General features: G+C 40.9%; 11 protein-coding genes. 4 read left to right on the top strand and 7 right to left on the bottom strand.

Going from position 1 to position 13810, the window contains the following annotated elements; all coding sequences use genetic code 11:
- The first annotated feature begins 516 nt into the window (after nucleotides 1-516).
- The 4 genes from D1164_RS17455 to D1164_RS23815 all read left to right on the top strand — a co-directional run bounded on the left by D1164_RS17455 (nucleotide 517) and on the right by D1164_RS23815 (nucleotide 3762).
- Complete coding sequence (locus D1164_RS17455; RefSeq protein ID WP_172594511.1) at nucleotides 517-1122, top strand: outer membrane beta-barrel protein; 606 nt, start codon at nucleotides 517-519, stop codon at nucleotides 1120-1122.
- Nucleotides 1119-2192, top strand: coding sequence for a fibrobacter succinogenes major paralogous domain-containing protein (locus tag D1164_RS17450; RefSeq protein ID WP_119351182.1), 1074 nt, complete (start codon nucleotides 1119-1121; stop codon nucleotides 2190-2192). Before D1164_RS17455 ends, D1164_RS17450 begins: the two co-directional genes overlap by 4 nt.
- Nucleotides 2193-2735: 543 nt before the next feature.
- Entirely contained in the window at nucleotides 2736-3422 is a 687-nt protein-coding gene (locus D1164_RS17445; protein ID WP_119351181.1) for a hypothetical protein, read from the top strand.
- Nucleotides 3423-3609: 187 nt separating this feature from the next.
- The gene (locus D1164_RS23815; protein ID WP_172594510.1) at nucleotides 3610-3762 is read left to right on the top strand and encodes a hypothetical protein; all 153 of its coding nucleotides are present in this window, start codon (nucleotides 3610-3612) and stop codon (nucleotides 3760-3762) included.
- Between the two features lie 144 nt (nucleotides 3763-3906).
- On the opposite strand, the gene D1164_RS17435 is transcribed toward D1164_RS23815, so the two are convergent.
- From D1164_RS17435 to D1164_RS17400, 7 genes are all read right to left on the bottom strand, one after another.
- Complete coding sequence (locus D1164_RS17435; protein ID WP_119351179.1) at nucleotides 3907-4902, bottom strand: D-cysteine desulfhydrase family protein; 996 nt, start codon at nucleotides 4900-4902, stop codon at nucleotides 3907-3909.
- 663 nt (nucleotides 4903-5565) lie between these two features.
- Entirely contained in the window at nucleotides 5566-6537 is a 972-nt protein-coding gene (locus D1164_RS17425) for a DUF6807 family protein (protein WP_172594509.1), read from the bottom strand.
- A 54-nt stretch (nucleotides 6538-6591) separates the two neighbouring features.
- On the bottom strand, nucleotides 6592-8187 hold the full coding sequence (locus tag D1164_RS17420) for a Gfo/Idh/MocA family protein (RefSeq protein ID WP_119351176.1): 1596 nt from the start codon (nucleotides 8185-8187) through the stop codon (nucleotides 6592-6594).
- Entirely contained in the window at nucleotides 8187-8693 is a 507-nt protein-coding gene (locus D1164_RS17415; RefSeq protein WP_119351175.1) for a DoxX family membrane protein, read from the bottom strand. Before D1164_RS17415 ends, D1164_RS17420 begins: the two co-directional genes overlap by 1 nt.
- 45 nt (nucleotides 8694-8738) lie before the next feature.
- The gene (locus D1164_RS17410) at nucleotides 8739-9122 is read right to left on the bottom strand and encodes a Gfo/Idh/MocA family oxidoreductase (protein ID WP_147372220.1); all 384 of its coding nucleotides are present in this window, start codon (nucleotides 9120-9122) and stop codon (nucleotides 8739-8741) included.
- 4 nt (nucleotides 9123-9126) lie between these two features.
- Nucleotides 9127-11295 (bottom strand): alpha/beta hydrolase family protein, encoded by a 2169-nt coding sequence (locus D1164_RS17405; protein ID WP_119351173.1) that lies wholly within the window; start codon nucleotides 11293-11295, stop codon nucleotides 9127-9129.
- Between the two features lie 62 nt (nucleotides 11296-11357).
- Complete coding sequence (locus tag D1164_RS17400) at nucleotides 11358-13511, bottom strand: alpha/beta hydrolase family protein (protein WP_172594508.1); 2154 nt, start codon at nucleotides 13509-13511, stop codon at nucleotides 11358-11360.
- Nucleotides 13512-13810: the final 299 nt, after the last annotated feature.

Here is a 13810-nt window from a genome sequence, read left to right as displayed (position 1 = left end):
CCTTCCATTGAACACCTTGGGAAGGTAATATACTGAAACTGAAAATTAATTCAGAGGTAATTGGGTTACCTGAAAAAACTGTTTGAGCCTGCTTTTTTCATAAAATTCACTTCTTCTTTTTCATGAATGTGCAATAAAATGAGGGAAGTAACGTGGAAACCTCCGATTTAGAAAGGCTCCGGTTTGAGAAATGACAACAACCACAAAATAGAGCATTCCGTAACCGCAGGAAAGAGGCTTAATTCTTTTGAGCCAGGCTGTAGTAAAACAAAATTAACACAGACGAACAGACTGACAGAAAGCGCGATAAAACCAGCGCCAGTCCGTTTATCCGGGAAATGGGAATAATCATTCCTCCACAGCAAATAATTCCCAATTATTTTGAAACTTTTTCCTTAAAATTGCAAAAATTAAAAAGTACAAAAAGGCCCATAGCTGCGATGTAAAGCTGAGGCATATCAAAGGATGACAAAGCGTTTACCTAATCAGAAAATGAGCTCCATAAATTCCAGACAAATGAAAAAATATTTTACTCTTTTCGGGTTAATCCTGATCATGTTACCCCTTTTCAGCCTGGGACAGACAGAAAAAGGGAAGTTTATAATCTATGCCGGCACCGATTTGACGGCCGCATTCGGAAAAAATACGATCAAATATGACGGAAATGATCTTAAAAGTATAAAAACAACCGCCATCGAATTTGAGCCGGCATTCGGCTATTTTGTTGCCGACAATTTATCGGTGGGCATAAGCCTTCCGCTGAGTTTCCAGAAGAATGGCTACGACCTTTATGAAATAAAGGAATCCGTTTATGGCGCTTCTTTGTTTGGCAGATACTATCTGGGTGAGAATCAATGGAAGCCTTTTGTTGGCGCCGAGGTTGGGTACCTCGCTTCAAAAAGTTACTCCGAGGTAACCGGTTCTGAGATGGATGATCTTTTTGGCGGGCTCGCGTATGCAGCCAGCATTGGTATGTCAAGTTTTATTAACCAGCATGTTTCTTTCGATTTCTCTGTCGGATATGCACACGCAAATATGGGATACAGTCAGGACCGCGAATTGAAAATGGCAATTTCGGGCATTGGCATTGAAGTTGGACTTTCAATAATTCCGGGGAAATGAAAAAAGTACTTTTAGGCCTGGTCCTTTTAGCGACTATTTCATTTGGCTGTGTGGAGGACGATCCTCATTCATCCAAGGTACTGGAGCTTGGATTATCTACAAAGGAATTATACGCCAAAGGTGTTACCGCACAACAACTCTATATGGCAGGGACAACTCTTGAAAAACTGGTACAGGCCGATGTTCCTGTTTCTGAATTGGCTGACATTGATCCGGTTTGCCTGCATGACATCCTCATGGCAGGAGCCGCAGTGGAGGAACTGTCTGATTTCATCAAGTTGACATCTCCGGAACTGAATGATCTTTTGGAACAAGGATTTGGCATTGGATTTCTTGCCCGTTCAGGATACGATGAAAGGCTTAAAAATGAAGGGTACCTGGGAACCTTAACCGATATAGACGGGAACACTTATGACTGGGTTAAAACAGGAAACCAGATTTGGATGGCAGATGCCCTGAGAACAAGCAGGTATAGTGACGGCGAACCCATAACAAAAGAAATGACAGGCCGCGAAATGGTTATGCTGGAGGATTCGGTAAAGTGCTACCTCGATCCCTGTGATGCGAATCCGATAACTTCTGAAGAATACTGTAATGCCCTGCCCGGTTACTGTTATACATATACTGCGGCAACCCGCCAGTATTATGCCGGCATGGGACAAAAAATTAAAGGTGTATGCCCCGACGGATGGAGGCTCCCCACGAAGGAAGATATAGAGATTTTAAGAGAATACACCTCTTCCAATTATCCACCGGAAAGTTATCAATCGAGTTTAATGGCCCCTTATCTTTGGGATGAGAGTACAATGAAAGGCGATGACTTCTACGGCTTTTCAGCCATCCCTAATGGTAATTACTATTATGATTACCTGACTGGATTCCTTTACATTTCAAATTCACCGGCCTGGGCTGCCTATTACTGGACGAGCGAGAGAAATGATGCCTTTGATAATGAATTCATTGACTACAGGGCTACATACTGGTCTTTGGGAGGCAATCAACTTTTTATGTCCACAGCAGATAAACGATCGGCGTTATGTGTCAGGTGTATTCTGGAGAGCCTGGATTAAAACATCAGGAAGCTGCTAAAAAATAAATCCCCCGCCTGTCTCCGGTATTTTCATCAGGGATAGGCGGGGAAAAGTGCTTCAGGAGCATGCTTGACAAGCTACCCGGGTGAATAGCATGGGTTAGTTGTTCCCTTTAAACGCTGACAGGTCTGCGAGACGCTGTCAGGTTATTCGAGCTACAGGGAAAATCTTATTTCCCACTCTCCCTCGTTGCAAACGGGGAGTGGGGGAAAGCCTATCTGCTGTATAACACATTGCAGATTAAGATCATAATTACTAATTTGCCACACGTATAATCCCCGGTTCTGGTTAACCGGCCCAAATAGATAAAAATGATATTAACCACCCGCAAATTGGTATCAACGGAGCATATTTCCCGGCAAAATGACTGTTTGTGTCATTTAGTCCATACAAACAGCCCGTTTTTTCAAGTCTGTAAAAAAGGACCAACGACAAACCGGCAGGTTCCGTAAAAACCTGCCGGCAGTGATAAATAACGCCCTTTTGAAGGGCACAATATTAACTTTTCAAAAATAACAAATTATGTCTTACTCTGATGATTTTGAACAATGGAAAGAGAACATCGAAAACGTTCCGGAAAAAGATGTTAAGCTGCCAAATCTTCCTATCGATGATTTTGTGGCAAGTACCGAAACCCTGGCCATTGATGCCAGCGAAGACCGCGACGCCTTGGCGGCTGCCGGCCTGGATGTGACGCTGATTGACGAATTGACGCCACTAAGTGGCGCACTGCGTTATTGCCAGGCCAACTGGATGAGTATCTTTCGGGCGCGTGAGGAAGCCCAAAACCAATGGAAAGAACAATCGCCCCAGGCCTTTGAATTCCGTGATGAACTCTTGCATGATTTTTCATTTGCTTACCGTAATCTTGACGATGTTAGAAAGAAAGTGATACGCATCCGCGAAGGCGGAAGTAATGCTGACATGGTACAAGACCTGATTGATTTGGCTGTTTTGGGCGAAAAATACCCGGAACCGCTGGCAGCTATTCATTTCGACATGGAAAAACTTCAACAGGCACGTGCCCTTTCACACAGTATGTCGGAATTGCTGGCTGCCTCAAACGGCGCTGTCGGCGAAGGCAACGAGTCTAAGGTATTGCGTGACAAGGCGTATATCCTGCTGGCCGAAAAGGCCCGGATTATTCGCGAATATGGCCAGTATGTGTTCTGGAAAGACGAAAACAAATTGAAAAGATACTATGCTTAGCAACTTATAAATTACTGATTTTAAACGCCCCTGTGGGATTTGGCCTTCCACGGGGGCTTTTTACCCTTCCCAACGACTTTTCACCCTCCATAATACAATTTTTTGTGCTCTCAACGCGATTTCACCTTCCATAACGGAAATTTTCAGTCTCACAATGAGAATTACCCCCTCCACAACAAGAATTTATATGCTCACAACGGAAAAGGACCCTCCACAACGCAATTTCTGGTGGTCACAGCAGGAATTGAGTGGCCCCTGTGCAACGGTTCAGAATAACGCTCCTGCCATCGCTTCAATATATCCCAATAATGACTCCGACTCAGATGAAAACGATCCCTGATCTCCTGCACAGACATGTGGTTGCCATCAAGCTGGCTAACAATCCACCGGCGAAAACTAATTTCATACTTCCCAAAATCAACTTCAAAATCTTGAAAGCCTTCCATGTGGGTGGTCAAGATGGTCTCTTGTTGTTTACTCATTTTTACTTTACTTTTGTGTCAAGGTATTTCAGTGTATTACAGTAATGAAAAATGGCTGGCAGACCACCAGTATGTATAAATAATATATTAGACCCTGGCTCGAACATTTTCTTTCTCATCATATCAAGCATTCCATTAAATGCCCTGGCGGTATAAACCGGGTCTAACAAAATCCCTTCTGCTTTTGCTAAAAGCATTATCGTTTCAGTTTCCTGCTCAGTAACCACTCCATAACCGCCTTTATCATATTCCCTTTTTAACTGGATTTCAGGCTGCATTTTAAAATCTGGAAGTTGATGTTGTCCAATTACAGATGAATATAGCTCTATAATTTTATCCTCCAATAATTGCCCGTTTGTTTCATCTTTATCAATATTAATTCCTATATACTGGCATCCCAGCTTATAAATATCTTCGCCCGCTAACAATCCGGCATGTGTTCCGCCCGAACTGGAAGCAAAAACAATATAATGGATGGGCATCTCAATTTCAGCCAATTGATTTTTTATCTCTTCTACTGCGTTGGTATATCCTAAAGCACCTATCCAATTGGATCCGCCATACGGTATTATATATGGATGAAAACCTTTCTCTTTTAATTCTTTTTCTACCAAATGCATTCCCTCTCCCTTTCTGTTTTCTTTAGAAAAATGAATTTTGCCACCAACCAAATGTGACAGTAAAAGATTACCATTATAACTCCTGGGTTTTTCTCCTCCTAATAATAAATGGCACTCTATTCCGATACGGGCGCAGGCAGCAGCTGTAATACGGCAGTGGTTCGATTGTAAAGCTCCTGCTGTTATTACAGAATCGCAACCTTTATCCAAAGCATCCTGAAGGAGATACTCCAGTTTCCTGACTTTATTGCCTCCAGTTGCCAAACCATTGTTGTCGTCCCTTTTGATAAATATTCGGTAATCGGGAAACAAGTTTGAAAGTTTCTTTAGTTCATGTAAAGGGGTTGGAAAAAATCCTAATGATATTTTCTTTTTCATATAAATGAATTTTAGTTTATAATAACATGTATTTTTTATTTCATGTTCTGCTTCATCCAGTGAACCATATATTTTCTCATTTTATTAAAAAAAATGATTGTAATCCTTTGGTGCATATAATATTTTATTGTTTTGCTGAAAAAGGTCATGCACTTTTTACTTCATCTATGCAAATCTTTACATCAGAGAATAATACACTGTACAAGCCAACTGTCCCCCCCAAAAAATTACTTGCTGTTTAGATACGTTGCAGGTCGACAAATTCCTGCTTATTCAGATATTTTCCGGATCAACTTTTGAACAGCTTTCAAAGAGGATTTTCCTGATAATATAATCTTCCCTTTCAATACGGCCCGCGATACAATCATTTAACGGGGTGCATTCCGGGATAGATCCGGTCCATGAAATCATGGAGTCCCGGGTCGTTTGTGTCCTTCTATCCTATTCAGAAACAGTTTTGAGTATTGACAGCAAGGAATCCCTAGAAAATTGTTTGTCAGCGATACTTATCAAGTAATCCTTCATCATCTTATCAGCAGGTTTTTCCTACACCGTAATATCTTCTATGTTCTGGTTGTTTTGACATCAAACATAAGTAGGCATGCAAAATAAAACAAGCTGATCTTATTAAACTTTTCAAATTATTTAGGTTTACCTCTTTATTCAATTTCCATTTTGATTTGAAACTTCCATTTTCTCATATTCAGACTGTAATTTTTTAAGATCAATGCTACTTGCATTTCCGTTATGAATTATTAGCAGGTAATACAAAATGACAGGTCTGTCAATAGGTATTGCCACCGGATTTCTTCCCGGAAAAACAACATTTTGCATACTTCTTTTCGAACGTAATATCCATGGTTCCGGATAATTGGGTGTTTCTGGATGGCAGAGGATTGCTATCCCGCTGGTTTCCCCTTCACTGCCAAATGAACCTGAGAAATCCATCCAGGGGCCCGCTTCAATCTGAATCAATTGCGGCGTAACCATCTTATTTTCCGAAACGAATGCCAGATCTCCCGGATGTTTTATCCGCGCACAAAAGCCGCCATAGCCTTTTTCGTCGTCCGAACCTCCGATCTCAACACCGGGTACCAGGGCCGTCAGGGAAATAGCAAAGTCTATTTTACGAATACCGTTTTGAAATTGATGAACTGTTATTGTAGTTTGTTCGCTAAGAAATGGTTTGTCCCCTAATAATGAAGATCTCCAAACGGCATTTATATTCAGTTTGGCGGACTGGTCAACGGTCGTCCGGATATTAGTAACTTCCTGTGCAATGTTTTCCATAATCCAGCCGTCACCCAGGCTTTTGCCGTTGACACTCATTTGATGCCAGGCCCAAAAAATTCCACGGTGGTGGGGGTGGTCAGCCGGAGATTCCTCAGTGAGCGTATCGCCGTTTAGACTGTACAGCGGATGCAGGTAATTGCAGCAAACGTATTGGCCGTTAAGCAACTTCGGCTTCTTCTGATAAAAAAATACATATTGCCCGTTTTCCAGTAATTCTATTCCTTGTTCATTCTCTTTAAATGTAAAGGAGGGTTCTATTTCCCGGGAACTGCAAGAAATTATAAGAAGCAGGAAAAAACAAGACATCCTCAGATGTCGTTTTTTAAAAAGTTTTTTTTCCATGATATTTTTTGTTATGGACACATTTAGGCCAAAAACGAAACTTTTTATCATCAATTAAACGATTTTGCGCTGTACCGGATCCCATTCAACCCTGCGTTTTTCAACATACGATTTATGTGCCATTAAGATAGTCACCCCCTCTTCATAAGCCTTTTCGATATCGCAAGTTGGGGTTTCCCCGGAGCGGATACAATCAATCCAGTTTTTAATGTGAAGGTAGGTAACATCCACATTTCGCCCGTTCACCACTGTCGAAGTTAATCCCCTGGAAGAGTAGTATTTTTCTGTTGCTGAAGTCACTGCATCAATAGCTCCTGACCCCGGAGTAACCGTTAATATCGGGCCTCTTGTGTCAAACGTTCCGTCCTGAATCTGACGTTTGTATTTAGTAGAATCATAGTCGGCAGTAACACTAATCGAACCACCCAGTTCCATTGAGGCGTCGTGTCCCATTATTACACGTCCCCGTTGACGGGCACTCGCCAGGCAACCACTATACATTAGGGTGAGTTCCTTATCCGGGTATTCAAATACTGCCTGGATAAGGTCCGGCATTTCGCGGTTATCCTTCCAGTAGTAAATTCCACCGGAAGCAACTGCTGATTTGGGAATTCCAATCCGTAACAACTGGTTTATGGCATCATATTCGTGTGAAAAAAGCTGACCAAGCATTCCTGTATCGTAATCGAACCACTTTGTCCAGTTATAGTACCTGTCTATACTAAACGGTACTTTTGGCCTGTTGCCAAGCCATTGTTCCCAATCAATGGTTTCAAGACTTCCGGGTTTAGGGTTGCCATCTGCGTCCAGATGCCTAATCCAGGCACCACTGGCAGAGTTCCGATTCGTTGTCGTCTCAATCAACGAAATTTTTCCGAGAATATCTTTTTTTATCATCTCTCTGGCTTGCCCGAAAATTACATTCTCGGTAATCTGATGCCCTAATTGGAAAACCCTGTCGCTGTTTTTTACCGCATTGTAAACTTCATTAAGCTCTTCCTCTGTCAGTGCGATACTTTTCTCACAGTAAACATGTTTACCTGCTTTAACCGCGTCGGTAGTTATTCGTGCGTGGTGATGGTCGGGTGTTGCCACAATAACGGCGTCAATTGAATCATCGGCCAGCATTTCCTGGTAACTGCGATATCTTTTAATATCGTATTCCGCACCGGTTTTACCGTTGACACGAAGGCCTTCTTTGGCGATATCCATCCCTCTTTCAGCATGAAAGTCAAATACATCACAAATACCAACTAAATCTACATTCAAATCCTCCTGTGCCAGCCAGTCTTCAAGATTTCCTCCGGCTTTTCTTGATTTAGCATCGGAAAGGTGCATAAAACCCAGTCCCCTTGCCAATGCACCGGCCCTACTACCAAAACCAATCATGCCCACCCGTAATTTGTTTCCATTTATTACTGAATGCGTTGAATTTTCTTTCGGTATATTTAGGTACTCCAATCCTAATTCTTTGATTACCTGGCCTTCCTTTCTGTTGGCGTATGATCTGTTTTTCATCAACTCATAACCGAAAACCCCTAAAACCGGGACACCCGCCAGCGCTTTTAAAACAGTTCTGCGATTAAGATTATTATTTTGTGGCTGATCCATTTTTTGATTGGCGTTTTGTTTTGATTCTTTCTTATCCATTATTTTCTTTCCTCCTGTTTTTTTCTTTTTATTATACGATTTAAAAACAAATCGAATCCAACAATCTGGCTGGTTGGGAAAATTGCCAGTGCAAACAGTGTCACAGCTTCAATAAGTGTTTTGTTGATTATCAGATAGTTTCCTTCAGATGGTAATGAATATTCCAACCCGGTCAATGGCGGGTTATTCAGGAAATATAAAAAAAGTAAAATTGCTCCGAAGACAGAAGCAGTGCGTGCAAAAAGCCCTAAGATTAAACCTGCTCCTATGGCAATCAGTCCCCAGGTATTCAAAAAATCAACTACATTCAGTACACCTGCATTTGATGTAACCCAGTTTGAAAAACCTGACATAATCCACTGTGATTCACGGAGAAATCTCGCAGACGACCAGCCAGGATTTAATAATTTTGAAAATCCTTCGAATAACAGGTGCCACCCTATAAAAATTCGTAAAACAACCAGAGTTGTCAGTTGCAAGTTGGTAAATGGTTTATTGCTTTTCATAATTAATATATTCTTATTAGTACGTATTGCATCATCTTTATCAAACTATCCACGATTTGGATTAACCGGGATATCTTTTAATTCAGAAATTTTAACAAGTCTTTGTTCTTCGATGCTTTTCCAGGCTGCAGTTCCTACTAAAATGGACATAGCGCCGTCGCGTGTTCCCGCCAAATGTTTATACAGATCGAATATGTTTGGATTTTTAAATATCTTGTCGAGTAAGTGCATATCTCCTCCACCATGTCCTGTACGGATTAGCGGCAGCTTCACCAATTGGAAGTATTCCCTTGTAAATTCCACCTTTCGGGGCGTTGGTATTACCCCAAGGTCTTCAGCCAGGCAATAGCTGACAGATGTCACGAAAAGCATGACTATGATTCCACATCTATAAATATTTTTTCGTTTTAATGAAATAATTTTTGCCATATATTTATTCTTTTAACCAGCCTGTAAGTGCCTGCATTACACCCTCACCAGGGAGCGGTATTATTTTTAGATAGTCTGGATTATTATTAGCATAAATTGCTTCAGGGAAAGCCATTTGGCCTGCAATTAGTTCTTTGTTAGCCGGCACTTTTTTCCCGTCGAGTATTCCGATGAATGTGAGTTTTCTGGGTGCAATACATGCTGCCAAATCTGGCAGGTCATAAGCGGTTAAGGCGCCTGCAACACCCCAGTCAAAAGACAAACTATATTGATACATCTTAGTTTGCGTGATGTTGTGATATGACACCGGCGCTTCAACAAGTGCAATCCCTGTTATTGACGGTTCAAATACTGCAGCATGGAGCAGCGCCGGGCATCGTTCCCCAAACGCAATAGCTTGTATATTTACCGTCTCAATCTCTGGCAGTTCTTTCAAAAAATCGACTACTCTTACAATGTCTCCTGCCTGGATCCCCACAATGCTTCTGCCAATCATCATAGCACCATATCCATGCGAGCCAGGGTAACCTCTGGACGATCGTGTCTCGCCAATACCTAATAAATCCGGGACAGCAACCACGAATCCTTGTTTAACAAGTTTTTCTATATTGCCTCCGGGAGCTATATCTTTTTCTTTTCCATCCGGATGGATGTATATAACCGGAGAATGGATTTTACTGTCGTTAGGAATAGCCAATAATAAGGGTATTACATAATTCTCACCTCTTTCTAATGCATACATTTCAATAGCATATCCATCTCGTTGGTAGCGTCCCCTGAAAACATGTTTGTTTCCTTGTTCAGGCGTAATAAAACCTGAAAGTTCCTTCGCCTTCTGTTTTACAGTTTCCAAATGTGACGGGTTATTCTTTCTGGATTGTTCTAATCCTTTTACTAAATTCTCCGCCTCTGATTTAATCAGATCAAAAACTAATTTTCCTTTATAGGATGTCGAAAGCTGGCCGGTAGGGGTTACATTCAGTTTTTCTTGAGAGAATATTTTCACATCCTTTTCAGCCGGGTCGCCTGGATTTTCCAATTCTTTTTGAAAGAAAGCATAAGTTACTTCATTGTTTTTCCGTGCGAATCCATGCGTATAATCTGCTTCGGACATAGTAATGTTTTCCTGCTTACCAAATGCCCGGTATACTTCTTTTACTTCCTTATATGTCTCCCGTGCACCCTCGATACTGAAAAAGTCATGGGTTGTGCTGACTATCAATGTTGGTTTTGGAGCACGTATTTCCAGAAGATCGGCATGGTCAATGCCGTTAATTAACCCATGATAGAAATTCTGCTCTCCATCCTGGGTTCCTATAGATTCAAAGAGACGCCGGTAAGAAGTAATGTAACAGGAAGGAGCCGAAGCTTTTACACGTTCATCGAAAGCGGCGATAAACGCAGTTTGTGTACCTCCTCCTGAAAGTCCTGTCAAACCAATCCTGTCCGGATCAACTTCTTCCCGCGATAAAAGATAGTCGATTGCACGAATGCCATCCCATATAAAGTATTTTGCTAAGGAATAGCCAGCAAGGAAACACTGGTTGGCCAAAAATGAATGTTCGTGTGTAGCTGAATTCCCAATAACATTTCCGTTTGTATCCAGATCATAATACTGAATTCTTTCCCCCTGACCAATCGGGTCAATTGCAAAGACTATAAATCCTTTTCTTACCAGATTAAGAATTACGTTTTGATATACATCCCGCCGGAAAGATTGAATAGAATGTCCAATTACATTTAATATTGCCGGCTTTTTTTCTGTACCAGAATTAGGAATGAACAGGCAACCGCTAACATAAAAACCTGGTATCGACTCATACATAATTTTTTCAACCCTAAATTCATCTTCCTGAATGATTCCGGTAATTTTGGCATTGAGTGGTGTCTTTTCGGGGAAAGCCCCCACAATAGCTGACAGGGTACTTTTTACTTTTTGTTGCCTTAATATCCAATCTTGTTTGTTTTTTAATTGAGTAATTTGCTGTTCCCTTTTATCCAACAGTTGATATGCCTGCCGGTTGAGATAGAGTTGAAGCATATTTTCCCCGTTGCTCCATTCAACCCACCCGTCGAATACCTTTAGATTTTCTTCCTGGGAGTACATGTATAATGGAGCAAACATACAACCAAATATTAACACTATTTTCACTTGTGTTCTTAGATATTTCATAATATTTTATTTGATAATTATAACATCTGTAAGTCTCAATATCATTATACTAATGATCACATTTATTCTGTAAGCCATTTAATAAGAATAGTACTCGTTTTATCAATTCTATCTGGTATTATTTTTAAATTGTCTGAATTATTTTTTGTGTACACTGATCTCGGATAAGTCATTTGATCAGCAACAAGTTCTTTAACAGCCAGCTTTTTTTCTCCGTCAAGCAATCCGATAAATGCCTGTTTTCTTGGTGCCACACATGCTGCCAAATCTGGCAGGTCATAAGCAGTTAAGGCGCCTGCAACACCCCAGTCAAAAGACAAGCTGTATTGGTACAGCTTTGTTTGCGTGATGTTATAATACGATACCGGCGCTTCAACAAGTGCTATACCTGCAATTGACGGTTCAAATACCGCAGCATGTAGCAATGCCGGACACTGTTCCCCAAATGCAATCGCATGTATGTTTTCTGTCTTAATTTTTCGAAGCCTTTTTAGGAAATCCACAACCCGGACAATATCACCAGCCTGAATGCCAACTATGCTTCTTCCAATCAATATAGCTCCATATCCGTGAGAGCCAGGGTAATCTCTGGAAGATTGCGTTTCGCCAGTACCCAACAAGTCAGGAGCGGCTACTATAAAACCCTGTTTCACCAGTTTTTCAATATTGTCACCGGGGGCTATATCTTTTTCCTTTCCTTCCGGATGAATGTATATAACGGGCGAATAATTTTCATCCCCATCAGGAATCGCAAGTAAAAGCGGGATTTCGTATTCTTTATCTCCCGGTAAAATGTATTTCTCAACAGTATAACCATCACGTTCATAACACCCGGTAAAGATTGGGTTGCCTCCTGTTTTGGGTTGGACATAACCGGAAAGTTCTTTTGCCTTCTGTTTTACAATCTCTAAATGTGACGGATTGTTTTTTCTGGATTCTTCCAGATCTGCTGCAAGCTTTTCAGCCCCGGGTTTGATCAGGTCAAACACCGTTTTCCCATTATACGATGTAGAAACCATGCCTATAGAGGTTACATTCAGTGCGTCCTCAGGTAGTATTTCCAGGTCTTCCTCGATTGGGCTACCAGGGTTTTCCAATTCTTTCTGAAAGAAAGCATAAGTCGCTTCATTATTTTTACGGTTCAACCCGTGCCGGTAATTTGCCTCTGCCAGGCTAATGTTCCCTTCCTGCCCAAATGCCTGGTATACTTTTTTAACCTCTTCAAATGTTTCACGGACACCCTGGATACTGAAAAAATCATTGGTAGTGCCCACAATCAAGGCTGGCTTTGGTGCCTGTACTTCAACCAAGTCTGCATGGTCGAGGCCGTTCGTCAGCCAGTGAAAAAGGGTTTGCTCCCCATCTTGCGGGCCAATTGTTTCGAGCATTCGCCTGTACGACGTAATGTAGCAAGTAGGTGCCGAAGCTTTTATACGATCGTCAAAAGAGCTAATAAATGCCGTTTGCTGGCCACCGCCGGAAGGCCCTGTTAAACCAATTCTGGCTGAGTCAACTTCTTCTCGCGATACAAGGTAGTCGATAGCACGGATGCCGTCCCATATATAATATTTTATCAATGAGCCGCCCATCAGAAAGTACTGGTTGGCTATAAAAGAATGTTCATTTGTTGTCTCCCCTTCAATAACAGATCTTTCTATATTCGGATCATAGTACTGAATTCTTTCTCCTCCGCCAATCGGGTCAATGGCAAAAACAATAAACCCTTTTTTTACTAAGTTCTGGTCAAAGTTTTGATATAAATCGCGACGGAAAGATTGTGCGGAATGCCCTATTACGTTTAGAATAGCTGCCCTCTTTTCTTTTTTACCTTCTGGAATATACAGGCAGCCTGTCACAAAAAATCCGGGCAAAGATTCGAAAATGATCTTCTCTATCCGAAAACCTTCCTTGTGTATAACTCCAGTAATTTTAGCATTGAGTGGTGTTTTATCAGGGAAATCTCCGATAATATCTGACAATATAGTCTTTATTTTTTTTTGTCTGTTTTCCCAATCTTGCTTTGTCTTTAACGAAGCTATTTCTTGTTCACGCCGATCCAGCAAATTGTAGGCTTGCTGGTTGAGGTAAAGTTGTAAAATATTTTCCCCGTTGCTACATTCAATCTTCTTGTATCCCTTGGAAGACCAATTAAATACTTTTAGATTTTCTTTTTGTGCAAGACATGTAGTATGTGGAAAAAATAAAATCCAATACATGAGAAAAATTTGAGTTGCAGATTTTATTGTTTTCATTGTATCTTTATCACTTTACAAACTATAATCACATTTATTTTTTCAAGATGAAAAGATTATTTATACAAAATGGAGCATTGAGAATTGTATTATTTTTCATATAAAGCTGCTGTTCCAATTTAATTTGTTCTTTCAGTAAACAATTTAGTTACTGCATCATTAAATATTTGTCTTTAAATTGAGCGATTGGGTTAAATCATTTCTCATTTTTTACTTGCAAGTATCTTCTATATTATTTTGGCAGGTGGTCATTCATTTGAAGA

Source organism: Mariniphaga sediminis (assembly GCF_003573545.1).
Classification (GTDB): domain Bacteria; phylum Bacteroidota; class Bacteroidia; order Bacteroidales; family Prolixibacteraceae; genus Mariniphaga; species Mariniphaga sediminis.
The sequence above is the reverse complement of the archived record's forward strand: the minus strand, read 5'-3'. Positions and strand labels throughout refer to the sequence as shown.

Coding starts and splice junctions, on each gene's coding strand:
- D1164_RS17455 (WP_172594511.1), top strand. CDS start 517: ATGAAAAAATATTTTACTCTTTTCGGGTTAATCCTGATCATGTTACCC.
- D1164_RS17450 (WP_119351182.1), top strand. CDS start 1,119: ATGAAAAAAGTACTTTTAGGCCTGGTCCTTTTAGCGACTATTTCATTT.
- D1164_RS17445 (WP_119351181.1), top strand. CDS start 2,736: ATGTCTTACTCTGATGATTTTGAACAATGGAAAGAGAACATCGAAAAC.
- D1164_RS23815 (WP_172594510.1), top strand. CDS start 3,610: ATGCTCACAACGGAAAAGGACCCTCCACAACGCAATTTCTGGTGGTCA.
- D1164_RS17435 (WP_119351179.1), bottom strand. CDS start 4,902: ATGAAAAAGAAAATATCATTAGGATTTTTTCCAACCCCTTTACATGAA.
- D1164_RS17425 (WP_172594509.1), bottom strand. CDS start 6,537: ATGGAAAAAAAACTTTTTAAAAAACGACATCTGAGGATGTCTTGTTTT.
- D1164_RS17420 (WP_119351176.1), bottom strand. CDS start 8,187: ATGGATAAGAAAGAATCAAAACAAAACGCCAATCAAAAAATGGATCAG.
- D1164_RS17415 (WP_119351175.1), bottom strand. CDS start 8,693: ATGAAAAGCAATAAACCATTTACCAACTTGCAACTGACAACTCTGGTT.
- D1164_RS17410 (WP_147372220.1), bottom strand. CDS start 9,122: ATGGCAAAAATTATTTCATTAAAACGAAAAAATATTTATAGATGTGGA.
- D1164_RS17405 (WP_119351173.1), bottom strand. CDS start 11,295: ATGAAATATCTAAGAACACAAGTGAAAATAGTGTTAATATTTGGTTGT.
- D1164_RS17400 (WP_172594508.1), bottom strand. CDS start 13,511: ATGTATTGGATTTTATTTTTTCCACATACTACATGTCTTGCACAAAAA.